Source organism: Brevibacillus sp. FSL K6-2834 (assembly GCF_038592925.1).
Lineage (GTDB): Bacteria > Bacillota > Bacilli > Brevibacillales > Brevibacillaceae > Brevibacillus > Brevibacillus borstelensis.
Window position 1 is genome coordinate 5,361,501 of sequence record NZ_CP151945.1, and the last position, 24,392, is coordinate 5,385,892.

The following is a 24,392-nucleotide window of genomic DNA, read 5'->3' on the forward strand; positions in this document are numbered from 1 at the left end:
ACTCTGTCCCTTCCGGATTCCCAGCATGAATTATGAAAGGATGCTGCAACGATGCGTCTGTTCAGCAAGCTTCGGAATAAAATCATTATCTGGTTTTTGCTTGTGGCCGTACTCCCCTTGATCGCCTGCTCTTATCTGGTACTGACCGAAAGCACCAGAATTTTGATCGACAAGCAAAAGGATTCCTTTGTTCATTTGACGGAGTCGACTGCAAACGCCATGGACCAATGGCTGGACAGGAGACTGTCGGAAGTAATGATTCTGGCACGATCCTCGGACATCCAATCCTTTGACAATGAAGCAAAGAACAAGTTCATTCGCAAATTTACGAACGAAATCAAAATCTTTGACGGAAATACATTTATTTCCCCGGACGGGAAGGTAACAGCGGACACGTTTGAAGGCAGCGTAGGGATCAACCTGGCGGAGCGTCCGTTCTTCAAACTCGGCATGGAGGGAAAAACCAGCTACTCTGACATGCTGATCGCAAAAACGACCGGAAATCGGTCGATTGTAGTCGCTTCTCCCGTTGTGAGCAATGCCGGAGAAAAACTCGGCGTACTGACCGGGCTTGTAAACGTGGATTCGTTCACCTCGACCTTTTTGGACAATGTACAACTGGGTGAAGGCGGTTACCCGATTTTGGTCGATAACCAAGGACTGATCCAGGTACACCCCAACCCCGACCTGATCGGCAAAACCATTGAGGAAGCAGCTCTCCCTGAAGGCTTGAGCAGCATTCTCAAAAATAACGCACCCGAATCGGGCTCCTTTACGTATCTGGACGGCGGTACCGAATACGTCGTTACGTACGCTTCTATCCCCAAGACTCATTACAGCCTGTTTTTCCACATCCCGATCGAGTCCATCACCTCTGAGGTAACAGCGCTGACACTGAATGTGATGTTGATTGTAGGTATCGTAGCAGCCATCGTCATTGCAGCCGCCTACTTTGTGTCTCGTCAAATCAGCCGTCCCATCGTTGAGGTTGCCGCCGTGGCCAGCCGAATTTCCGATGGCGATCTGGCGGTAGATCCGCTGGCCATCAGAAGCCGGGATGAAGTAGGGCAGCTCTCCGAGTCAGTCAACCATATGGTAGGCAATCTGAGGTCAATCATCGAACAGGTAAACACAGCAGCCGAAGAGCTCGCTTCCTCTGCAGAGGAGCTGTCGGCCAATGCCGAGGAGACCAGCAAGGCAACGGAACAGATCGCCTCTTCGATTCAGGAGGTGGCATACGGAGCGGAACAGCAGGTACAAAGCGTGGCGGAAAGTGTAGGAGCCATCAATGAAGTCTCAACGGGCATTCAGCAGATAGCCGTTAACGCACAAAATGCAGCTGACTCTGCCGTGACTGCTTCGGAAATTGCTGTCGGCGGCAACAAGGCGATCGACACGGTCATGAGCCAGATGCAGTTGATTCACAGCACAGTAAACGAGATCGCTGGCATCGTCAAACGCCTCGGAGACAGCTCACAGGAAATCGGACAGATCGTCCAGGTGATTACCGACATCGCCCAACAGACAAACCTGTTGTCGCTCAATGCTGCAATCGAGGCAGCAAGAGCGGGAGAGCAGGGAAGAGGCTTTGCCGTGGTCGCTGACGAGGTGCGGAAGCTGGCCGAGGAATCGGCGAAATCAGCCCAGCAGATTGAACAACTGATCACAACGATTCAGACCGAATCCCATACCGCCGTGCTTTCCATGGAAAAAGGAACGAAGGAAGTGGCACTCGGTATTGAAGTGGTTAACGAGGCTGGCAGCTCATTCGTTCAGATCAGCGAATCCGTCGCTCAGGTCGCCAGCAAGATTCAGGAAGTGCAGGCCTATTCCCAGCAAATGACGGCAAGCACGGAACAAGCCGTCTATTTGATCGAGCAAATATCCAAGGTGGCAGAAAACTCGGCAGACGGTACACAAAACGTTTCCGCCGCAACCGAAGAACAACTGGCTGCTGTCGAGCAGGTCTCTTCTTCTGCCGAATCACTCGCGAGGGTTGCCGAGAAGCTGCAGGACCAAGTCCGGAAGTTTACCCTGTATCGGTAACGCGGAACATCCGATTGTCCGGCATGCACGCTGTTCGTTTGTCTTTGGCAAATCCCTTGCCCGCAAAAAAAGAGCACGGTATCGATAGACATAAACCGATACCGTGCTGACTTGAATGGTTTCCAAGCTGTCTTTTTGTCCGTTACCACTTGTACTTTTTCGCCATGCCGATGACAGCGCGATCGAGGATCGCAGCCAAGGCTCTCCAGATCATCTGTCGCCGGTAAGGAAGATGCTTTATATACACTGCCGTATACTCCGCAGTACCCTCTGCCCCGCGATCCGCTTTGAACGCCCCGACTCCGGCGCTTTGATGAAGCAAGAGGCCCTTTTGTTCCGCCTCCGACACCAAAAGGCTGGAGAGCATCCGGTACAGCCCCAGTTTTTTGGGAAGATCGGTATCGTACCCGAACAGGGGAGTGGTCATCATGCCGTTTCGCTGAAAATAACCGAGAATCCCGTCCAATCTGCCTTCCTTTTCCAGACCAATCAAGGTCAGTATCTGCCTGTGCAGCGCCAGTCGGACAAAGGCCGGCGTCAATTGCGGATTCAGTTGGGAGTATTTGTCCAGGTAAAGCGCTTGGTAAAGTGCGGCGATCCTCTCTGCATGCTCCTCCCCAAGCTCCTCGTGCCGAAGGATGCGATAACCGCTTTTCTTCAGCATATCCCGGTCCCGCTTTAACGTATTGCGAACGCGCCAGCCCTTTTCATTAGCCTGTTTGGGGTCAAACAGGTACACATACCGACTCGGCACCATCACATATCCGCTCCGCTCCAGGCCGGTCCATGCCCCCGGACAGACGATTGGACTTACGGATCGAAAAGCCACGGCGTGGTCCGGAAACCTCCTGGTCAGGAAGCTGGTGATTTCCCGGACCTGTTCAGCCGTCAACGGGTGATACAGATTGGTGGACAGAAGCCAATTGTTCACGAACACAATCCGATTCACACGGCTAAGCTTCATCAGGGCACCTGCCCCGGACAACAACGGCCCGCCGAGAGAAGCTATCATGGAAGACGTGACCAGCTTCATTTCCTCGCGGGCATAGCTGATGTAGTGTGTATAGGGCGAGCATACGTATGAGTTGTCGTACTCCTCGTCATTGACAGTTACAGGCAGTACGAGATCATCGATGACAAGCGCCCCCATCCGCGTGCGGACATTAGACATGTACGCCGGGACAGAATCGAGAATCAGCGGCTCCAGATAGGCGCGGGCATACTCTCCGTCCTTCATCCTCTCCCAGGCAAGCTCTGCCAAATCCGTTTTCTCATACAGGCGGACGCGTTCAGCGTTCATCAGGTTGGAACATCCTTTCCACGCGCCGGAGCTTCCTTCCCCGCTCCGGTGGTTGATAAGGAGAAAAAACGATTTCGGGCCCTGCGTACCCCTGCCTCTCTATTTCCCGCTGCAGCTTCCGACGGACGTCCTCTTCCACATCCTCCCGCCGATATCCCGGCGAAATGACAAGCGAGACTTCTACGTGCTCGGGACTTTTTTGACGGACGATGTACTCCTCAATTCCCTGTGACGCAGTCATCACTGCCCGGCGGACAAAATCAGGGAAAAAGGGGCGGAGCCCCTCGCCTCTTTCAGCAGAACCATCAGCGCCTTTGGCAGATGGAAAATAGAAAATGTCATCTGCCCGTCCCTCGATCTGTTCGAGAGCCAAAAACACGGAGCCGCAGGGACAAGGGTCCTTCCGTTCCGTCAAGATGTCGTTCAAACGGTATCGGATCATCGGCTGCGTGTACCGGGAAAAGTCGGTAATAATCGGATGGAACCGGGTTTTTTCCTCGTCCAGATACTCCTTTTCCATTACCAGGATGTCCTCGTTTACATGCAGAGTGCCATGCGAGCAGGTCGCCGCCAGGAAGCCTTCCGTACATTGGTAGATCTGGTGGACGGGCCCGCCGAATGCCTCGCGGATCACCTCTTCATCGATCGGGTCCAGCACCTCCGCTACGGAGATAACCTTGCCTGGCCGGATATCAAGGGAGCCTTCCTGCTTGGCGACGGCCAGCAACCGAAGCATGGAGGGAGGCGCTACCAGTATCGTCGGCTGGTATTGCTGCAGATGGGCAATATGCGCTTCCAGCGAAAGAAGCAGGTCGAAAAAGGCGAATTGCAGCCGTTTCCGTTTTACCGATGTATACAAATTGCTGTTGGCCCGCAGAAAAAAGGCGACCCGCTGCTTCTCCCAGAGCGGCCCCGGCAATGCCTTCGCCAGTATGGCACCGGCCCATCTGACCCGCTCATCCGGCCCGACCAGGAAAATACCGCGGCTGCCGCTGGTTCCTGACGATAGCCCAACCGTAACCTCTCCGATTTTCGGGGTAAAATCCCGTGTCTCCTCGGCCTCCTCCGCAATCCGAAGCGCTTCGTCACGCTTGATTCCAGCCGTGTTCAGAAGATCAAAATGCTCCATCATCTCCCGCTTTTCAATCGGAGAGATCGTTTTCCAACCGTGCAAAGGATCGCTCCCGATTCGCTCGCGGTAAAAAGGCGAACGGGGCAAAACGTAGCGGAGCAGCTTCTGGACCTGCTTCTCCTGCCAGCAGGCAAGCTCCTGGCGGGTGTGAAACCGCTTGGCCAGCCGCCTGGTCTGGATGTACTGCCAGAGGGTACCGATCAGCTCCATGCAAATTCCCCCTTGCTCAGCTCATGTACTTCTGGACAATGCGTAGGCAGGATGTACAGCTCCGGCCAGCTCCGGTGAAGCTCATGGAGGCGCCTCAGATTCCGCAAATAGGAAGCAGCGTCCGCCTTGATCAGGTGTGCAACAGGATGTGGTGGCCGATGCTTCCGGTACGCCTCGCTGGACCAGGCCGCATCCGCGCAAAGAAAGATGTCGCGGTCCTGCGTGTCGCGCAGGAAAAGGCCGAACTGTCCTTTGGCGTGTCCGCTCAAATCGACTGCCAGCAGGCTTTTGTCTGCAAACGGATCGTACGCTTCCTCAAACGGATGGTACTCCCCGGACAAGCGTATCTTTGGACCATCGTCAATGAAAATGGCACGCTCCTCAAAGTCTTCCGGCATCAGCTCCGGCAAAAATCCCCTTCTGACGGCGGCGATTCCTTTAAGTCCCTTGACCTCCTCATAAGCCGAACGGAAACAGTACAGCCGGGCCCCCGGAAAATCGTGCAAGCCGGCAATATGATCCGCATGGAAATGCGAAATGAAGATGCCAGTGACCTGTTCCGGTCCAATCCCTTTGCTTGCCAGCTGTTCCTTCACACACTGGCTCCGCTCAGTAAAGACCGGAGTCGCTTTGGCGTAAAGAGAATAGGGAAAACGTGCGGCTGCTGTAAAAAAATGAGGGGCGTACCCGGTGTCAAACAACAGCAAGCCGTGGTCCGGATGATGCATGCACCCTGCCACAGCGTGAAACCGGATCGATTGGAATCGCCCTCCGCCAAGCGAGATGGCCTCCAACTGCCGGCAAAAGCCCGTATCAAGCAGGGTCAGTGTTACGTTCATGCTCTTGTCGCCACCAATTCGCAAAGATTTCGATTCCTTCTTGCAAGCCGACCCGCGGCTCGTACCCCAGCTCTTCCCGGGCTCGGGTAATATCCAGCGTCTGACTTTTCGCCAAGACACCCACCGTGTAACGAGTCAGCATCGGCTCTCTGTAGGCGAGCAGCGTGCGGGACAGCAGCTCCAGTACGGACGCAATGCCGTACGCTTGCCTATAGGAGACCTCCTTGCTATTAAGCGGCATGTCCAGCTTGGCAAAGACCGACTTCAGGACATCGATGAGCATGACCGGCTCTCCATTCGTGATGTTGTACACCTTTCCCAGCGTTTTTTCGGAAGAATCCATGCACAAAAGAAGCGCATCCACCACGTTGTCCACATACGTCAGGTCGATGACGGCCCGGCCTCCCTCAATAATGGGCACAAACCGATTTTTGTTGGCCCGGATCAGTCTGGGCAGGATTGCATTGTCCCCGGGTCCAAACAATGCCCTCGGGCGGATCGTAATCGTCGCCAGGCCATTTTCAAAGGCGTTGTCGACTTCCCGCTCGGCGAGGAACTTCGTCTCGGCATACTCATTGGCAAAGCGCTGCGGCAGCGGATCCGATTCCTTAATGCCCAGCCTGTCTTCAAAAGCGAAATACAAGCTCGGAGTCGAAACGTGTATCAATCGCTCTACATTGTGCTGCCGGCAGCCTTCGATCACATGGCGTGTGCCTTCCACATTGGCGGCGTACATATCGCGGTACCTTCCCCACGGTGAAGAAAACGCCGCCGCATGGATCACAATCTGCTTCCCGTAGCAGACGTCCCGAATGGCCTTTTGATCCGTGATGTCGGTGCAGACAAAGCGGATTCCTTCCTTTTGCAATGCCTCGCCCACCCGTTTGTTCCGGCCCAGCACCGTTACCTCTGCGCCCTGCTCATGAAGCCTTCGCGCCAGCTTCTGTCCCAAAAAACCGGTGCCGCCCGTCACCAGTACACGTCTGTTTTTCATTCGTCACCATTCCATTCAATATCGCTTGTGGAGCACTCGATCATGCTCATCCCGGTCTTTCTTTTCATATCTGCCAATATCCACAGTAAACGCAGCTGCTCAAAGGCGGGGAGGGGGTCGCTCCAGCGAAACACAACATCCCGCGACTTCAGGAACTCCCCCAGCCAGCGCCTTCCTTCTCTCCAACTGCGAAGGGAAGGCAGTCCGTAGAAGAGCATAGCCATCGACAACGCTGCCGATGCATTCGCGGAAGGCACAACTACAGGCTGTTTCTCCGCGTGCACCGGGAGAGTCGCTCGTTCCGGCTTTTCCAAAGCCTCGTTATTGTCGTTTCCGTCATGTTCCCCGCCAGCTCCGCGACCACCAAAAAACGCCTCTGCCGCCTCCCTTTTTCCCCTGAAGAGGTGGATACCGCTGGTCAGGCGCGGGTTGCATTCGATTGGGTACAGCTCCCCTGTGCGTGTCTCGATAAAATCAAAGGCGATCTGCCCGGTAAAACGGCGGAGCCCGACCATCTTTTCGACAAACGTTCGCACTCCGGGATGGTCCGCAAAGCTGAAAGAAATAGACGCCCCCTGCCCGGCCGTGAACGTCGTGGCATAATCGGCGTACAAGGCAAGGCGGCCTTCCCTGGCTACCGCATAGCTGCACAGCTGCCTGCCCGCGATGAACTCCTGCACGAGCCATGTTTCTCCCTCTCTTATAGCAGGGAGTTCGCTCGCTGTATACCAATCCTTTCTTGGCGAAGAGCGGCGCAAGATATGGACACGGGAAGAAAACCGGGAAAAAGCAGGCTTCAACACGACGCTTTTTCCCGGTTCGACATCTTGGAGAGCTTCCAGCAGCCCGGCAGCCGATATAACCGATCTCGTCTGCGGGACGGAAAAACCGGCTTGCTCCGCCAGCCTGACAAACGCTGCTTTATCATGCCAGATGCGCAGTTCTTCAAGGCTTTCCACAAACGGTTCCACATAATGACGGAGACGCTCTCTGCCCTTTGCGACGAAAAAAACTTCCTCGCATGTCGGGACGAGCAGGTCTGCTTTTTCCCTTTCTGCAATGCGGCAAAGCTCTTCGATATATTCTTTTTCCTGCTGTCGGGGAGGGGGCACGAGGTAAGAACGGGCAACCGCTCGGGATACCCGGCACAGGTGAGCGGGCAAGCTCTCCGCCACCACAACGCAGTGTCCCGCCTCGTCAAACAGCCGAGCCAGCTCCAAGGTAGCCGGTGCTCTTCCCCCTGTCAGCAGGATCGTCTTCCTCTCAGTATTCAAGCAAAACCCCTCCCAGGGACAGTCCTGCTGATGTTCCTAGCAGAAGCAGTAAGTCCCCGCGGGCCACTTTTTTCTCTTGGATGGCTTCGTGCAATGCCATAGGAATAGAGGCAGCGATCACATTTCCGTGATTTTCAATAATATTGATCATCTGGCCCGGCGCAAGCCCCAGCTTTTGTGCCATGATGCGCATCGCCATACCGCTGGCCTGATGAGGGACGACCGCCTTGATTTCGGAAAGGGAGATAGTCGTGTTGGACAACAACCTCTCGATAAAGCCCTCAAGAAGCTGGGAGGTCATCCGAAACAGCTTGCGTCCATCCATGTCAAACATAAAGTCGCTCTCATTTCCCTTCCCGTACTCGCTTGGATGGATCAAGGTCCCGCCGCCGCGAATCTCGGAGTAATGCGCTCCTTTGCTGTACGTCTCCATCCGGGAGCAGAGAATCCGGGAAGAAGAACCGTCCGGCGCAAGTCCGATGACAGCCGCCGCTGCCCCGTCTCCAAACAGGATACTGCTCTCCTTTTGCTCCCAGTTCAACCCTACTGAAGAAATTTCAGTAGAGACTATCAAAACCCGCTTATACACGCCAGCAGCCATCGCAGCCGACATCACATCCAGCGCTGTGACAAAACTGAGGCATGTGGAATTGATATCAAAGCACGGGACGCCGGAGTCCGACTCCCCCAGTTCCTCCTGGAGCAGCGCTGCCGTACAAGGAATTTCCTGCTGAGCCGTCCCGCTGGCGCAAACCAGACAGTCGATGTCAGCAAACGTAAGGCCTGCATTCTGAAGCGCTTGTGTAGCTGCCGCGGCCCCCATTTGCGTAGAAGTTTCATCTGTCACAAAATGCCGAACCCGCACTCCCGATTTCTTTTCCACCCATCCAGCCGGCAATCCCAGCTTTTGGTCCAACTGCTCTGCCGTCACTTGCCGCTTGGGCAAATATTTGCCTGTCCCCAGTATTCTAACCGGTCTCTCCATCATTCGTTTGTCTCCCCTTGATGCTGCCTCTTTTTTCATTCGCATCATCATTTTACCAGATGATTGCAAACCCTCCGAACAAAATTACACCGCCAAACGGCAAAGAAAGGGATGATGCGGCCTCGCTTTGCCTCTTGGAGCTTCCAGATGTATCCTTCTATGTATTTACGTTTCCGGGCAGCTTTTGTTTCATTCCCCCCAGACATACAGACGATTGCCCCAAACATGAAAACCGGAAGGGGCTCTCCCTTCCGGTCCATCCATATAGCCGCAGCCTTTTATAAGGTTCTTCTGAACTTTTTGCCTGTCCTTAGCAAACAGCCAACATTCGATCCGGGTGGTTGGTACAAATCTGCACACGTGGATAGTTCTTTACAATATGGCGAATTGTTTGGGGATCATCGACTGTCCAGGCGATTACCTCATAGCCCTGCTCAATCGCAGCCGCAGCGAGCTCTGGCGTCAGGTACGGATAGGCCATCGACAAAATATGGACTCCTGCTTCGCGAAGCTGCTCCAGCATCAGTACGGGATTTCCGAGGACGATCAGGCCGGTCTTCACTTCGGCATCGAGCTGGCGGACATGGCGGATCTCTTCATGGTCAAACGACGTCACGTACACGTCCCGCTTCATGTCATGCTTCTCCAGCAAAGCCAGTACACTTTCCGCCAAACCGGGGTACATGCCGGGCGCTGTCTTCAATTCAATATTCAGCGTGCATCGCCCCTTTACTGCTTGCAAAACCTCATCCAGCGACGGGATTCTCTCACCCGCGAACCGCGCGTCAAACCATCTGCCCGCATCGAGTGTCCGCAACTCCTCAAAGGTGTGGTCCCGAACGAGTCCGCTTCCGTTCGTCGTGCGCTCCAGCGTAAAGTCGTGGCAAAGTACAGGTACGCCATCCTTGGACAGTTGCACGTCAATCTCCATCGCCTTGATTGCCGGTTCTGCCAGCGCCAGGCGGATCGCTGTCATCGTGTTTTCCGGCGCTTTTCCGGACCAGCCGCGGTGTGCCATACAGACGTTCATCATGTTCCCTCCGTTTTTCCCGGTCGCTGCTTGCTCTCAGCCCAGGCCAAATTCCTTTTTCACGAAAATGCTGCGGTTACTTTTTCAACAGCTTCTGCCCTTTTTCCATCGCTTTGCCGATCGCCTCGTCCACGGACGCCTGCCCCAATACCGCACGCTGGATTTCGGTCATGATCACTTCCTGCAGCTCCTTGTAGCCTGGCACCATCGGGCGCGGCTTTGCGTACTCCAACTGCTTCACTGCCACCTGGAAGTTCGGCTCCTTCTCGTACGCTTTTTTCATTTCTTCCGACTCGACTGCTTCTTTTGTCACTGGCATGTACCCGGTTTCCAGCGACCACGGAATCGTTTGCTTCGTATCGGTCATCCACTCGATGAACTCCCAAGCGGCCTTTTTCTCCTCTTCGGAGGACTTCGCCAGCATCACCAGATTGGCTCCGCCCGTAGGAGCGCCGTAGCTCTTGTTGGCCGGCAGGAACGCGGCGCCCAGGTCGAATTTGGCTGCTTCCTTCAGTCCGCGCAAATCCCCGGTAGAGGTAAAGATCATGCCCACCTGCTGGTTGAGGAAGTCTTGCTTGGCTACATCCCATGCATTGTATTTTTCACCCGGAGGCGCCTTCATCACGCCTTCTTTCAACATGCTCGTCCAGAATTCGAGTGGTGCCACTCCGGCTTCTTCATTGATCAGCAGGCTTTTGCCGTCTTCACTCAAGATGTTGCCTCCGCTCTGGAACACCAGCGCTTCGTAGAACCAGATGTCGATCGGGGTGGAGAAGCCGTATGTTTTGGTCTTGTCACCCTCTTTTTTGGTCAGAGCCTTGGAGAATTCACGCAGCTCCTCCCAGCTTTTCGGACCGTTCGGATCGAGTCCGGCCGCCTTCAGCATGTCGCGGTTGAGGTACAACAGCGGAGTGGAGCGGTTGAATGGGATCGCGTACAGCTTGTCTTTCCAGTACGAGTTGCCCATCAGTCCGGGAATGTACTTCTCTTCGGCTCCGTTCGTGTAAGGCGTCAATTCCTGCAGCACTTTCGCGTCCGCAAACGCCCCGATGGAGCCTACCTCGACCATCGTCACGTCAGGCTGGTTTCCGGCAGACACAGAGGCCAGCACCTTGGCGTGGTTCTCATAGTAGCTGCCCTGGTAGGACGGCTTCACCACAATGTGCTTGTGGGATTCGTTGAATTGTTTTACCATGCTTTCGATCATTTCCCCGTTGCGGCCGCCGAGCGCGTACCAGAAGTCGATCTCGATTGGCTTGCCCGCATCTGCCGTCTGCTGCTGCGCTCCGGATGCCGCACCGCTCGTCCCGCTTGTCTGCTCTGTGGCCGCCTGCTGATTGCCGCCGCCACAGCCTGCCAGGATAGCCGTTATGCTCATTGCGCATGCCAGTAAAGATACACGAACTTTTTTCACCACAATTGCCTCCTTTAAAGTAAGGGGTTTTCCCCCTGTTTCCCGGATAGGTAGGGTTCCATGAAATGCTGTCCTGCCCTTTTGCCGAAATGGGCAAAGCTTCTGTCAAAGCAGGTTTTTTCTGGTCAAGGTTCCTTGTTCCCTTTTCATTGTCCCTTGTTACTTGGACTGATAGACAAACGCGCTGATGATGTGCCGCTGGGCGAAGAAGAAGATCGCCAGAATCGGGAGGACGAGAATCATATTTCCGGCCATAATCACATTCCACAGCTTGCCGCCCTCCGCCGCCTTCAGCATGGAGATCCCGATGGGAAGCGTCCGGACTTCATTGCTGTTGGTCATGATCAGCGGCCAGAAATAGTCGTTCCAGTGGTAAATGAAGCTGAACAGGCCAAAGGTAACGAGTACCGGCTTTGCCATCGGCACCATGATCGTCCACATGATTTTCCACTCGGATGCGTTGTCGAGCCGCGCCGCTTCGATCACTTCATCCGGCACCTGCATGAAGGACTGGCGCAGCAGGAAGATGCCGAAAGCGCTCGCCCCGTAGGGAAGGATCAACGCCCACAAAGTGTTCACCAATCCCCAGTGGCTCATCTCCACATAGACCGGCAGGAAAATGACCTGCGCCGGAATCATCAGCGCGATCAGCGTCAGCCCGAACAAGGCTTCTCTCCCGCGAAAGCGATAACGGGCAAACGCGTATGCGGCCGGTACCCCTGTCAAAAGCTGCAGCACCAGAATCCCGGCTGCCACGAGAAAGCTGTTCCAGACGTAGGTCAGGAATGGCCCGGAGCTCCAGGCAATTTCAAAGTTTTGAAACTGCCACGATTCCGGCCACCAGGTCGGCGGAAATTGGTATACCTCCGGCATCGTCTTGAAAGCCGTCAAGAACATCCAGAGAAACGGAAACACGAAGATCAGGCCCACAGCCGCAAGCAGCAGCCACTCCACCGTTTTCCACGCCGTCAAACCGGCTTGTCGCATGTTGTCTCCTCCTCTCTTCCACTATCTTCTCTGCTTTTCTTCGTTCATCACTTGCATTTTTTAGCGGTAGTGAACACGCTTTTCCATCACCCGGAAGTGCAGCAGCGTCAGCAGTCCAACGATACCAAGCAGGATGACAGAGGCTGCCGAGGCGATGCCGCCGTTGTAAAAGTCCATGCCTTGCTCGTAGATGTAGAAGACGAGCATATTGGTGCTGTTGACCGGTCCGCCCTGCGTCATGATGTAGATCGTATCAAACACCTGGAACGAGGAGATCGTATTGATCACCAGCAAAAAGAACAGCGTGGGCGAAAGCATCGGGATCGTGATGCGGGTCAGTGTCCGCCACCACGGCGAACGATCCAGGGAAGCCGCCTCGTATATGTCCCGGGGAATGCTTTGCAGCCCGGCGATAAAGACGAGCGTATTGTAGCCGACTCCTTTCCAGACGCTGACGATGATCAGTGAAAGCAAGGCGCTTTTTGTATCAGACAGCCAGGTGTAGCCGGGCAAGCCGATAAATTCCAGCAGCGCATTGAGCAGGCCGTATTGCGGGTCCATCAGCCACATCCAGAGCATCGCCACCGACACCAGCGAGATGATATGCGGGCTGAAGACCGCCGCTTGCACGAGCCCAAAAATCTTGGCTTTGCGGTTTAGCCAGAGCGCCAGGAAAAAGGCGATCCCGATTCCCAGTGCAACGGTACTAAGTGTATAGATGAGAGTCGTCCCCAGCACCTGGCGAAAATCCGCGTCCTCGAAAAGCGCAGTAAAGTTGGCCAGTCCCACCCACTCGATCTCGTCCAAATTCAGCAGAGACCAGTCGTGAAACGAGAGGTAGATCACATAGGCGATCGGAAAGAAGAAAAAGACGCCGAAGAAGGCCAATGCCGGTGTGACATACAAATAAGGACGGATCGTCTCAAACAGATTCAGCCTGGCTTTTGTCGCCTCCGTTCTCCCAAGAGCATGACCGGAAGCCGTCATTTCGTGTGCGGCCGCTGCCTTTCGCATCAGACCACCCCACCTGCCAGGATTTGCTGCCTGACACCGTTTTCTGCCCGTGCTATCCGCTTCCCGGTCGCGCGGTCAAACACGTAGATGCTCGAAAGCGGCACCGTTACGTGTACGGCCGATCCTGCATCCAGAAGAGATTCGGTGTCCGTCTTGACCACGACCCGTCCTTTGTCCGTCTCGACGTGATACAGCGTGTCCGATCCGAGAATCTCCCTGGAGACGATATGTCCGTGCATATCCATTGCGTCAGCGTGACCGACAGAGGAGACTCCTGCGTGGCGGAGCAGCGCTTTTTCCGGGCGAAACCCCCAGACCTGATCCTCGCGCTCTGCCGCCGGGACGATGTTCATAGCAGGAGAGCCGATAAACTGGGCAACGAACAGATTGTCCGGCTCCTGATACAGATCCATCGGCGCCGCCACCTGCATGATCTGCCCTTCGTTCATCACGACGATCTGGTCGCCCATCGTCATCGCTTCCACCTGATCGTGCGTTACGTAAATGAAGGTGCTGCCAAGCTGCTTGTGAAGGCTTGTCAGCTCTACCCGCATCTGGTTGCGCAGCTTGGCGTCGAGATTGGATAGCGGTTCGTCCATCAGGAAGACCTGCGGTTTTTTGACCATGGCCCTGGCCAGTGCGACCCGCTGACGCTGGCCGCCGGAGAGCTGCGAAGGCTTCCGCTTCAAATAAGGAGCCAGTCCCACGACCTCGGCGATTTCCTCTACCAGCACCTGGCATTCCTTCTTGGAATAGCCGCGGTTTCGCAGACCATACGAGATGTTGTCATAGACGCTCATCGTCGGATAGAGTGCGTAGTTTTGGAACACCATGGCGACGTCCCGTTTTCCCGGCGGCAGATCATTGACCGGCTGTTCCCCGATCAAAATCTCTCCGCCCGTCGCCTGCTCCAAGCCGGCGATCATCCGCAGCGTCGTCGACTTTCCGCATCCTGACGGCCCGACCAGTACGGTAAAGGAGCCATCCGGGATCACCAGATCAAGGCCCTTGACCACTTGCTGGCCGTTGAACTCCTTCGTCACCTGTTTCAACACCACTTTTGCCACCTGTCATTCCCCTCCCTGTGCCTTCACAGCCAGCATTTCCTCGGCAAAGCTGCGAAAATCCGCATATCGAAAGTCCGGAGAAACGTAGTTCCATTCCTCCGCACCGTACCATTCCAGCACCACTGATTTGACGCCCGCCCCTACAGCAGCCAGGACATCATACCGGCTGTCGCCAATCATCAGCGCCTGCTCCGGCTCCATTCCCAGCAAGGACAGCGCTTTTTCAATCGGCTCGGCGGACGGCTTGCCACGCGAAACATCGTCCACGCTGACAACAGCCTCGAACAGCTCGGATAAGCCCGCCAGCTCCAGCCCGGCAACCGCAAACTCGCGCTGTTTATTCGTCACGACAGCGAGACGGAAGCCCGCTTGTTTCAACCGTTCCAAATCTTCGCGAACATGGGGAAACAGCCGGACATGCTCTGCATGGTGAGCGCGGACATACGAGAAGTAGCTGTCCATCACTGCTTTGCGGTCGTACTCCTCCCCAACTGCGGCGGCCAGAAAATCATCAAAGGACTCTCCGAACCGCCCCACCAGATCTTTCCTCGTAAAAACGCCCGGGGCGAAGCGTTCCGCCGTGTGAGCTACCGCGTCAATGACCGCTTCTCTGCTGTCCAGCAAGGTACCGTCCAGATCAAACAACAGGCATGGATACATCGGCAAGACACTCCTTCCATAGTGAATAGCTGCCCACAGAAACGGCTGCGGCCCCGTATTGCAAGGCGGTCTCCATTTGTTCACGTTTACGGATCAGCCCACCCGCTATAATCGGCGTGCCCTTCAGCTCCTGCGCGTACTCCGCGATGAATTCCGGGAGCAGCGCCGGCATGAGCTCTACGGCATCAGGCTGTGTTTCCTTGACCGATAAAAGGCCGGACTTGAGCGCGTCGCTGTCTACCAGAAAAAGCCGCTGGATGGTCAAAAGCTTCTCTTTTTTCGCCAGCTTGATCAGCGTATTGCGCGTGGTCACGATCCCGTCCGGCTTGACGTAATGAGCGACAAACGCGACTCCTTCCCGGTCGTAGCTGATTCCCCCGATCCGCTCCAGATGGAGAAAGACCGGAACATCGTGACTTTTGAAAAAGTCGACATAGCGCTTGATGACACCGATGTTTCCCGTAGACAGGACCACCGCGCCTACCTTGGCTTCAGCCGCTTTTTCCAGATATTTGGGTTCTTTGACTGACGCGATCATTTTCTGCCGGGTCAGCCGCTCGAAAAATTCCGCCTGGTTCATCTCGGTTCTCCTCCTTTTGCAAAACAAAAAACCCCGCGACAAGACAATTGCCAAAGACTTTATGTGAAAGTGCTTGGTAATGAATGTCGGGGGTTTCTCCAGGGCTCCAACCGAACGATCTATTCACTTGTTAGTTAGAATGATACCGGGGTTTCGTTAAGAGAACGTGAATGCAGGGTTAATGTTGTGAAAGGAGTCTGTTAAGAAAAGTGGTAGGTCTGGCTTTGGGGGAGGAGATGAAACAGAAGAAAAAAGCTCCAGGCTCGGTGGGACACTGCGTGGGGGATTCACTGTCCGGCTCCATTTCAAAAGCGGGACCGCGTCCAAAAGCAGACTATACAAGGGGGGATCTCAGAGGTTGGACGCTAAATGCGTGTCCCGCTTTTGAAATGGAGCCTGGGATGTGTCCCAAAGGCCTTCGCTTTTTTCTTCTGTTTCATCTCTCAAGCTTTTGTTTTTTACGTTCTTTTTTGAGTGAATCTGAGAATAGATTCTCAGATTTTCACCTAAGACCAATAAAAAACATATAAATGAACCCCTCCTGCTAGAACAAACGATGGTACTACGCTATTTACACTCCAGGTGACTTCCAACAACGGCCGTTGATCCTTCAAGCTGTCAATAAAAAAGTGCATCCACATCGGATGCACGGGTGTTAAGGGTGGTCGGCTTATTAATCGTAGCCGTACTGTCCTTCCACAAAAAGAAGTAGATCACCCCTGAGTTTGGCAACCTGGTGATCTACTTCCCGCAGGTTTGAGCCGCTCCTGAAAAGAGGACGACTAATGTACTGCCGTCGGTATTGCAGCACCGACGGTCTTTTATTTCATTACCTAACTGCCTACTCGACCGCCACAATCGCATCCAGCGCGATCCGGGCCTCGGCTTCGATGGCTTTCCGGGTAAAGTCTGTGTGCGGGTCGTACGTCTCCAGCAGGTTGGCGTCAGCGTACCCGTCGATCGCCAGGATCGAGCCGGCCTTCATGCCGCGCAGCGAAGAGATGACAAACAGCGCGGTGTTCTCCATTTCGACGGCTAGCACGCCCGCCTTTTGATAGAGCTTGTGCGGGAAATCCACCACGCCGCTGTAAAACACATCAAGCGTCAGCGTGATGCCTTCGGCGACATGAAGACCGGTATTTTGCTTTTCTGCGGCTGTGACCAGGGCGTCTACCACACGACGATTGGCTACCGCAGGAAAGCCGGGAGGAACGAGCTGACTGGTCAGTCCGTCCTGGCGTACGGCTGCCGAGCTGATCACCAGACTGCCCGGCTCGACCTCCTTTTGATAAGAGCCGGCGGTGCCGACGCGGATGATCGTTTTCACCCCGCCCTTGGCCAGCTCCTCAAAGCAGACCGCCGCTCCCGGCGAGCCTACGCCGTGGCTGACGACCGCTACTTCTGTTCCGTTCCACTTCCCTTTGTAGCTGTGGTACTCGCGGTTTTCCGCGATCAGAGTGCTCTCTTCCAGCAGCTCGGCGATGCGGGCAGCCCGCTTCGGGTCTCCGCACACAATCGCTCGCTTTGGCAGTTGCTCCGGATCAATTTTCAGATTGGGCAGCATCTCAATCAAACTCCTTTTTCTCCCACTCGTCTTCCGGGATCGGCAGCACTTCGCCGGAGAACCGCTCTTCGCGGAACGGGTCTCCGTTCAGATGAAAGCCGTTCTGCTCCCAAAAGCCGGGCTTGTTTTCGTTGGTAAATTCGATTCCCCGCAGCCATTTCACGCTTTTCCAAAAATAGAGGTGAGGCACGATCATGCGCAGCGGCCATCCGTGCTTGTCCGTCAGCGGCTCCCCGTCGAAGGAATGGGCCAGCAGAACGTCATCCCGGTCCAGATCGGACAGAGCCAAATTGGCCGTATACCCGTGGTCGCCGTGCAGCATGACGTAATCGCTCTTCGGCACGATGCCCGCTGCTTTTAGAAAGTCGCGGAACCGGACTCCTTCAAAGCGGTTGTCAAACCGGGACCACCGGGTCACGCAATGAATGTCGCACGTCAGTACACTCTGCGGCATGGCCCGGATTTCCTCGTAGCCAAGCGTCACTTCCCGCTCCACTTCTCCAAACACCCGAAGCGTCCATGTTTGCAAATCGTAGACCGGGACCTCTCCCTCGTGCAGGATCGGAAATCTCTCCGTCAGCACCTGGCCCGGCGGCAGCCTTTTTGCCAGAGCAGGGTCTACAGCCGGCACCTTCATCCGTTTGATACGATCAGCCTTGTTCATCCGAACCTCTCCCCTTTATGTCGTAAATGAAAATGTTCATACTCCGCTTTATTATCAGCTATCGCGTGCTTTGCTGGCTGGAGCCGGCTGACGAAGCGCCCTTGTCCTTTAAAAAGAACATCGCCGCGATCGTCAGCACATACGGCAGCATGGCGGTAAACTGCGTCGGCAGCGAAAAGCCTTGCAGACGAATGCTCAGCGCGTCCATCAAGCCAAACAGGAAGCTGGACGCGAGGATGCCGAGCGGATGGGCTTGCCCCAGCATCATCGCCACCAGTGCGATAAAGCCGCGTCCGGCTGTCATGCCTTCCGTAAACATCGTCACCTGGCCGAGCGATAGCTGGGCTCCGGCCATCCCGCACAGCACGCCGCACATGACGATCGCCAGCACCTGCAGGCGAGTCGCTTTCAACCCAAGGCTGCGGGCCGCAGTCGCGTTCATGCCGACAGCCAGCACGCGAAAGCCGGTAACGGTCCTGGTAAAGAAAAAATGCAGCAGAACTGCGGCCAAAAAGGCGAAGTACACGAGCGGCGAATGCCCGGAAACGATGTCTACCAGCACTGGAATGTCTTTGATTAGCGGGATTTGCCACTGCGGCAGTCCGGCCATGTCCTTGTCGTAAAACGCGCCCTTTACGTCAAAAACGGCACGCAGGGCAAACGTGGTCAGCCCCAGCCCGAGAAAGTTGATCGCGACGCCGACGACGATCTCATTGGCCCGTAGACCGATCGTCATGTAGGCAAACAGCAGCGAGAACAGAACGGTTACGAGAGCTGCAAACAGCAGCGCCAGCAGCAGGCTCCCGGTAAAGTGATTGCCGACGATGGCGGAAAAGGCGCCAACCAGGATCAACCCCTCCAGACCGACGTTGAAAATGCCGACGCGCGAACAGAGCGCACCGCCCAGGGCTGCGAGCAAAATAGGCGTCACCATGCGGATGGTGGAACTGACGAGGGACCAATCAAACAGCTCCATGAGATTCCCTCCTCTTGTTGTTGCGATTTTTCCACCAGTCGTAACTGAATTTAGCTGATATAAACAAAATTAAAACAGCTTGAATCACACTGGCCAGTTCAAGCGGCACATCCGTATTCCGCTCCACTCCCATGGCACCTGTCTGCAGAGCCGCGAGCAGCAAGGAAGTAAACACAACGCCAATCGGGTGAGAGTTGGCCAGCAGGGTCGCCATCAGCCCGGTCCAGGCGAAATTCGGAAGCGTCAGGGCGCCTTCCACATACCGATAATGCGAGCCCAATACCTCGACAGTCCCGGCCAATCCGGCCAGTCCGCCGCTGAAAAACATGCCGGTCAGCATCACCCGAACTCTGTTCACTCCGCCATAGCGGGAAAAGAACGGGTTTTGCCCGAGCATTTTCACTTCGTACCCGAACGGAGTATAGCGAATGACGAAAAAGATCAGAAGAGCAGCAGCCAAGGCAAACAAAAAGCCTGCATGGACGCTCATCCCGGCGAACAGCTTTGGCAGCCAGACGCTTTTTTCCAGCATCGGGGTCTGGGCCATGGCAGCGGACCCGGTTTTGTCCTGGAACGGCTCGCTGACGAGATACCCTGCGAACAAAACGGCGACATAATTGAGCAGCAGCGAGGAAATCAGCAATTGAATCCGAAAGCGCGCCTCCAAATACCCGGCAAAAAGCGACCACAACCCTCCGGCAAGCACGCCCGTTACCAGAGCGGCCACCATTTTGACGAAGCCGGGCGCGGGCAGATAAAGGGCCACCAACGTCGCACTGATCGCTCCCGTTACCATCTGTCCCTCGGCCCCCAGATTGAATACCCCGGCGCGAAAAGCGAGCGACAGTCCCAGTCCGATCAGCATGATCGGCGTGGCCCGGGCCAGCGTGGAGGTCAGGAAGTAGAAGCTGCCAAAGGCTCCCTTCCACATCTCTTGATACGTACCGATAATCGATTCGCCCACGGCGGCAATGACCAGCGCACCTGTCAACAGGCCGATGATCACTGCCAGCAGCGGCTGAACCAATGACTTACATAGCTGCTTGACTGCTGCCATACACGCTTCCTCCCGCCATCAATACGCTGATTTTCTCCTCTGTCGCTTCCGAGCGTGTCAGCTCCCCGGCGATCCTCCCTTTGTACATCACCAAAATCCGGTCGGACAGCGCCAGTATTTCTGTCAATTCAGACGAGACGAGCAAAATGCCGTCTCCATTGTTCCGCTTTTCCAGCAGAGCCTGATGGATGTATTCCATCGCGCCGATGTCAACGCCGCGAGTAGGCTCGGCCGCGATCAACAGTGGTGTATTCTGTCCCAGCTCGCGGGCGACAATCAGCTTTTGCAGATTGCCTCCGGAGAGGTTTCCCGCCTGCTCTTTCAAATGAAGAGAGCCTGTCTTGATCGCAAACCGCTCGACCCACTCTTCCACGACACGGCGGAATTTGCTGCGCAAAACGACACCGCGACGCATGTACTCCGGCTTGCGCTGATAGCCCATCAGCGCGTTTTCCTCGACGCTTTCCAGCTTTGCTGTCCCCCACAGGTAGCGGTCTTCGGGAATGTGGGCCAATCCTGCCTCGCGAATCGCTGCCACCGACTGGCCAGTCACATCCTTTTCTCCGAGATAGACTTTCCCTTCCGAAACAGCCCGCAGGCCGGTCAATGCCTCCAAAAGCTCGGATTGCCCGTTGCCGGAAACCCCGGCGATCCCGACGATCTCCCCGTGGTGTACGGAAAACGTCACGTCGTCTACGAGCGTTTGTTTTTCCCGGACGCTCAGGCCCTGCACCCGCAAAAGCGGCTTTCCTTCCAGGCGGACCCGGTCACTGAGCTGCTGAAGCTCGCGGCCTACCATCATACGGGCGAGGTCGTCCGCATTGGTTTCGCTTCGGGAAACGGTTCCGGTCACGCGCCCCCCGCGCAGGACAGTGACCCGGTCTGCCACCTCCATGACCTCCTGAAGCTTGTGCGTAATCAAAATGACGCTTTTGCCGCTTTCGGCCAAATGGCGGATCGTCTGCAGCAGCTCCCTTACCTCCAGCGGCGTGAGCACCGCAGTCGGCTCGTCCAGCACGATAATATCTGCACCCTGGTAGAGCACCTTCAGGATTTCTACCCGCTGCTGCTCCCCTACGGAGCAGCTGGATACCTTGGCGTTCTCGTTGATCGGTATCCGGTATCGCTCACTGAGCGAGCGGACTGCACTCGCCGCTTCTTTTCGCTGAAACAGCCCTTTGCGCTGCGGTTCGTAGCCGATCACGATATTTTCCGCAACGGTAAAGTCGGGAAACAGCATGAAGTGCTGGTGAACCATGCCAATCCCGTGGCGGATCGCATCCTCCGGGCCGCGAAAGACGACGGGCTTGCCATTTACTGCGATCTCTCCGGCAGTGGGCTGCTCCATACCGTACAGCATGCGCATCAGCGTGGTTTTGCCCGCTCCGTTCTCGCCGACGATCGCATGGACCTCCCCCTCTTTCAACGTAAACGAAACGTTGTCATTGGCGGTAAAATCGCCGTAGCGCTTGGTCATGCCTCGCATTTCCAGTCGGTTCGCCACCTTTTTCCCCTCCCTCTTTTGTCTTCCCGGTAGAGCAGGAAACCGACTACGCTCATGTAGCCGGTTTCCGAATCAGCGCTCTTGCTATTGTTTCAGCGGGTCTGTCACGGTTCTCGTCCCCGCGACGATCTCATCCTTGATCGCCTTTACCTTGCTGACGACTTCTTCTCCAATGAACGGGTTCAACGGAGTCGGGCTGTCATGCGTAACATAGGTCACGCCGACGCCGTTCTCCTTCAGTCCGTAGGCGACGACACCCGGCTTCAAGCTGCCGTCCACAAATGCCTTCACCGTTTCATACACAGCGGAGTCCGTTCCTTTCAACTGGGACAGGACGATATGCTCAGGGTCGATGCTGGTCCGGTCAACGTCTTGTCCGGAGGTGTAGAAGCCTTTTTCCTTGGCTGCTTCAAACACGCCAAGATCTCCTACAGCCGCTGCGCCGTAAATAAAGTCCGCTCCTTTGGAAGCCTGCAGCAGCGCCAGCTCCTTCGCTTTTGCCGGGTCGCTGAAGCTGCCGACGTAGTTGATCTGCACTTCCGCGTTCGGGTTGGTCGCCTTGAGCCCTTCCTGAAACCCGACTGTCCATTTTTTCAGGATCGGAATGTCCATTGCTGCGACGATCCCTACCTTGTTGCTTTTGGTTGCCAAACCGGCAGCCGCTCCGACCAGGTATGCAGCCTCTTGCTCGCGGAACATGACACTGCGGACGTTGGGCAAATCGACTTGCGTATCGATGATGGCGAAGGTGCGGTCAGGATTTTCTGTCGCTACCTTTTTCAGCGCATCCTCGGCTTCAAAGGAAGACGTGATGATCAAATCGTATTGCTCGGCCACTGCCACGCGGATATTTTCCTCGATAGCCCCGTGGTCTGTGGATTCAATCGTCTTGACATCCACCCCGAATTCCTGGGCGGCTTTCTTCGCTCCATCGTCCATCTGCTGGAAGAACGGGTTAACCCCGATTTTCTCGGGCAGCACCAGCGCGATCCGCTTTTTCGCTGTTTCTTGTCCGCCTGTCTGGGCTTGTCCCTTGTCTTCGGGGGCGCTGCTGTTTGTCGAGCATCCGGCTGCCAGTACAGCGAATGTCGTTAAAGCCAGAAGCAATTTTTTCATGATGTCCTCTCTCCTATCAATATCCCGAACGATATTATTCGTTTTTATAACAAAATATCGTTGGTTTATGGCGTGTATAAAAAATCAATTTGAATAAAATACGAATATTATTATATTTAATTAAATTAACGTTCGTCAATAACCTCCTTTGTACAAAGAAAAAACTCTTCCCGGAGGAAGAGTTTGCGGTATATCGCCAACCTCTTCCTCATCTCTCAAAATCCAAATGGATTTTGTAGGAATTGGCACCTTTCTGTGCACGTGTGCACAGTGGTTGCCGGGCTTCATCGGGCCAGTCCCTCCGCCGCTCTTGATAAGGTAAGGTGAAACTATTTAATTGATATTGAATTCATTCTAGCAGATCAATTGAAAAATGCAATTCTTTTTTCTGCAATTTCAAACATTACGATTATCGCTGAAATGATTGCTGCAGCTTTGTCGACAAGGCGTTCAGCTCGCCGAGCTCCTCGGTAATCTCCCGCACCTTTTGATGCTGGTTCTCCGCCGTCGCAAACAATTCCTCCAGGTTGGCAACAGACTCCTCGGTGACCGCTGTAATCGTAGACATCTCGGCCGCCACTTCCCCGGAGCGCATTTTCACGCGATCCATGCTCGTCCGCACATGCTCTACGGCCTCGAGGAACGCTTCCATGCCTGCACGAACCGTCTCGATAGACGCCACTGTCTCTACCGCCAGCTCCTGCCCCTTTGCTACCGACACTTCGCCCGTGCTCATATGCTTCACCGCATTTTCACTTTCTTGATGCAGCGACTGCAAAATTCCGGCGATCTCCTGCGTAGCCGTCGCGCTTTGCTCAGCCAGCTTGCGCACCTCGTCCGCCACGACGGCGAAGCCCCGGCCGTGCTCACCCGCACGAGCCGATTCGATCGCGGCATTGAGCGCGAGCAGGTTCGTCTGTGTCGCGATCTGGTTGATCGTCTGGACGATTTCCTCGACCTTGTTGGCTTGCTTGTTCAGCTCGCGGATCGTCGAAGACGCCACATTGACCGCCTGAACGATTTGCTCCATTTGCTCGGAAAGCTCGCTCATCATGCTGATGCTTCCTGCCAAGCGGCGGCTGTTCTGATCCGCTTCCGCCTTCATGACGGCCGCTTGCTCGTTGACAGTCACAATTTCCTGGTCGATCGATTGCACTTCTTCCTCGATTTTGACAGTGGAATTGGCTTGGGATTCCATTCCGGTCGCCACTTCCTTGAAGGCGACCATCATCTCGTCCGTGTTGCGCCTTGTCGTCTCGGCATGCTCATGGACATGCACGGATGTGCGCTCCACCTGCTCTGTTACCATCTTGATATTCCGCAGCAGCTCTTCCAGGCGCTGCTCTTTGTCTTCGGCTTCCCGTCTCGCGCTGTCCGCTTTTGCAAGCGACGCTTGTCCAGCCAGACAGAGATAGGTGAGCCCCGCGATCATCAGCACGAAAGCGACAATGCGAAGCAGCAAATTGACTTCCGAAAAATGGCCGTCAAACAACTGGTAAGAACCGGTGTAAAATCCGATTAATGTCGCCGCAACCTGCATCGCCCCCGCCGATACAATCAGCTTCCAGTCCAGATAGGCTGCCAAAAAGCCCAGGACGATGAACGCGAGAAACGAGATTTCCTGAAACGGTGTATAGTGGTCAAATGCAATCGAGTAATAGAGAAGACCAATTCCGACCAGATACCGGATCAAGTAGCTGTCCTTGCGAATGAAGTACAACGGAGAAACGATCAGTGTTGCCAGCAAGCCTGCGGAGGTGACCTTCCAGAAGTTCACATCCATCTGATACGCGATCCAGCCTGCAACCCAGAGATGATTCCATAAAATAAAGATCATAAAGCCTTCTTTGTTCGTCAAGGTGTTGCGGACCAACTGAAACATATGTACCCCCTCTTGCCTGTCGTACTTGCGAAATGCTCTTGATGCCATTATAGACTGAGAAAAGTCCCAGCGACTACGAATAATGTAAGAATGTGTG

The 24,392-nt window shown here is 55.1% G+C and carries 21 protein-coding genes and 1 riboswitch; of the genes, 1 reads left to right on the forward strand and 20 read right to left on the reverse strand.

From position 1 onward, the window contains the following. The first annotated feature begins 51 nt into the window (after positions 1-51). Entirely contained in the window at positions 52-2,046 is a 1,995-nt protein-coding gene (locus tag NST96_RS25920) for a methyl-accepting chemotaxis protein (RefSeq protein ID WP_003388538.1), read from the forward strand. Between the two features lie 142 nt (positions 2,047-2,188). Here NST96_RS25920 and NST96_RS25925 read toward each other — a convergent pair whose 3' ends face one another. The 20 genes from NST96_RS25925 to NST96_RS26020 all read right to left on the reverse strand — a co-directional run bounded on the left by NST96_RS25925 (position 2,189) and on the right by NST96_RS26020 (position 24,295). Continuing rightward, positions 2,189-3,346 carry a GNAT family N-acetyltransferase gene (locus tag NST96_RS25925; protein ID WP_342405042.1) on the reverse strand — a complete coding sequence of 386 codons (1,158 nt, stop codon included), beginning with the start codon at positions 3,344-3,346 and terminating at the stop codon, positions 2,189-2,191. After that, positions 3,336-4,688: a F390 synthetase-related protein gene (locus NST96_RS25930; protein ID WP_039071050.1), complete on the reverse strand. Its 1,353-nt coding sequence runs from the start codon at positions 4,686-4,688 to the stop codon at positions 3,336-3,338. The genes NST96_RS25925 and NST96_RS25930 overlap by 11 nt, the downstream gene beginning before the upstream one ends. Beyond that, a complete protein-coding gene (locus tag NST96_RS25935; protein ID WP_003388542.1) occupies positions 4,679-5,527 on the reverse strand; it encodes an MBL fold metallo-hydrolase in 849 nt (282 codons plus the stop codon). The genes NST96_RS25930 and NST96_RS25935 overlap by 10 nt, the downstream gene beginning before the upstream one ends. Continuing rightward, the gene (locus NST96_RS25940) at positions 5,502-6,521 is read right to left on the reverse strand and encodes an SDR family NAD(P)-dependent oxidoreductase (RefSeq protein WP_342405045.1); all 1,020 of its coding nucleotides are present in this window, start codon (positions 6,519-6,521) and stop codon (positions 5,502-5,504) included. Before NST96_RS25940 ends, NST96_RS25935 begins: the two co-directional genes overlap by 26 nt. Then, positions 6,518-7,795, reverse strand: coding sequence for a hypothetical protein (locus tag NST96_RS25945; protein WP_003388545.1), 1,278 nt, complete (start codon positions 7,793-7,795; stop codon positions 6,518-6,520). Before NST96_RS25945 ends, NST96_RS25940 begins: the two co-directional genes overlap by 4 nt. After that, entirely contained in the window at positions 7,785-8,780 is a 996-nt protein-coding gene (locus tag NST96_RS25950; protein WP_003388546.1) for a beta-ketoacyl-ACP synthase III, read from the reverse strand. The genes NST96_RS25945 and NST96_RS25950 overlap by 11 nt, the downstream gene beginning before the upstream one ends. A 310-nt stretch (positions 8,781-9,090) precedes the next feature. Next, the gene (locus NST96_RS25955) at positions 9,091-9,810 is read right to left on the reverse strand and encodes a glycerophosphodiester phosphodiesterase family protein (protein ID WP_003388548.1); all 720 of its coding nucleotides are present in this window, start codon (positions 9,808-9,810) and stop codon (positions 9,091-9,093) included. Between the two features lie 76 nt (positions 9,811-9,886). Continuing rightward, positions 9,887-11,188 carry an ABC transporter substrate-binding protein gene (locus NST96_RS25960; RefSeq protein ID WP_051567360.1) on the reverse strand — a complete coding sequence of 434 codons (1,302 nt, stop codon included), beginning with the start codon at positions 11,186-11,188 and terminating at the stop codon, positions 9,887-9,889. Positions 11,189-11,383: 195 nt separating this feature from the next. Further along, a complete protein-coding gene (locus NST96_RS25965) occupies positions 11,384-12,211 on the reverse strand; it encodes a carbohydrate ABC transporter permease (protein WP_003388550.1) in 828 nt (275 codons plus the stop codon). 60 nt (positions 12,212-12,271) lie between these two features. Continuing rightward, the gene (locus tag NST96_RS25970) at positions 12,272-13,225 is read right to left on the reverse strand and encodes a sugar ABC transporter permease (protein ID WP_031932545.1); all 954 of its coding nucleotides are present in this window, start codon (positions 13,223-13,225) and stop codon (positions 12,272-12,274) included. After that, entirely contained in the window at positions 13,225-14,292 is a 1,068-nt protein-coding gene (locus NST96_RS25975; RefSeq protein ID WP_003388553.1) for an ABC transporter ATP-binding protein, read from the reverse strand. The genes NST96_RS25970 and NST96_RS25975 overlap by 1 nt, the downstream gene beginning before the upstream one ends. A 3-nt stretch (positions 14,293-14,295) precedes the next feature. Next, positions 14,296-14,952 (reverse strand): HAD-IA family hydrolase, encoded by a 657-nt coding sequence (locus NST96_RS25980; RefSeq protein ID WP_035979427.1) that lies wholly within the window; start codon positions 14,950-14,952, stop codon positions 14,296-14,298. Next, complete coding sequence (locus NST96_RS25985; RefSeq protein ID WP_003388555.1) at positions 14,930-15,532, reverse strand: glycerol-3-phosphate responsive antiterminator; 603 nt, start codon at positions 15,530-15,532, stop codon at positions 14,930-14,932. The genes NST96_RS25980 and NST96_RS25985 overlap by 23 nt, the downstream gene beginning before the upstream one ends. A gap of 841 nt (positions 15,533-16,373) precedes the next feature. Next, complete coding sequence (locus NST96_RS25990) at positions 16,374-17,096, reverse strand: nucleoside phosphorylase (RefSeq protein WP_122957975.1); 723 nt, start codon at positions 17,094-17,096, stop codon at positions 16,374-16,376. A gap of 1 nt (position 17,097) precedes the next feature. After that, positions 17,098-17,760 (reverse strand): sulfite oxidase-like oxidoreductase, encoded by a 663-nt coding sequence (locus NST96_RS25995; protein ID WP_341074264.1) that lies wholly within the window; start codon positions 17,758-17,760, stop codon positions 17,098-17,100. 58 nt (positions 17,761-17,818) lie between these two features. Beyond that, on the reverse strand, positions 17,819-18,736 hold the full coding sequence (locus NST96_RS26000; RefSeq protein ID WP_003388558.1) for an ABC transporter permease: 918 nt from the start codon (positions 18,734-18,736) through the stop codon (positions 17,819-17,821). Beyond that, positions 18,723-19,793 (reverse strand): ABC transporter permease, encoded by a 1,071-nt coding sequence (locus NST96_RS26005; protein WP_003388559.1) that lies wholly within the window; start codon positions 19,791-19,793, stop codon positions 18,723-18,725. The genes NST96_RS26000 and NST96_RS26005 overlap by 14 nt, the downstream gene beginning before the upstream one ends. Then, positions 19,768-21,297 carry an ABC transporter ATP-binding protein gene (locus NST96_RS26010; RefSeq protein WP_341074265.1) on the reverse strand — a complete coding sequence of 510 codons (1,530 nt, stop codon included), beginning with the start codon at positions 21,295-21,297 and terminating at the stop codon, positions 19,768-19,770. Before NST96_RS26010 ends, NST96_RS26005 begins: the two co-directional genes overlap by 26 nt. 84 nt (positions 21,298-21,381) lie before the next feature. Further along, on the reverse strand, positions 21,382-22,413 hold the full coding sequence (locus tag NST96_RS26015) for a BMP family protein (RefSeq protein WP_003388561.1): 1,032 nt from the start codon (positions 22,411-22,413) through the stop codon (positions 21,382-21,384). A gap of 205 nt (positions 22,414-22,618) precedes the next feature. Further along, positions 22,619-22,733, reverse strand: a riboswitch (SAM riboswitch). A gap of 89 nt (positions 22,734-22,822) precedes the next feature. After that, entirely contained in the window at positions 22,823-24,295 is a 1,473-nt protein-coding gene (locus NST96_RS26020; RefSeq protein WP_003388562.1) for a methyl-accepting chemotaxis protein, read from the reverse strand. Positions 24,296-24,392: the final 97 nt, after the last annotated feature.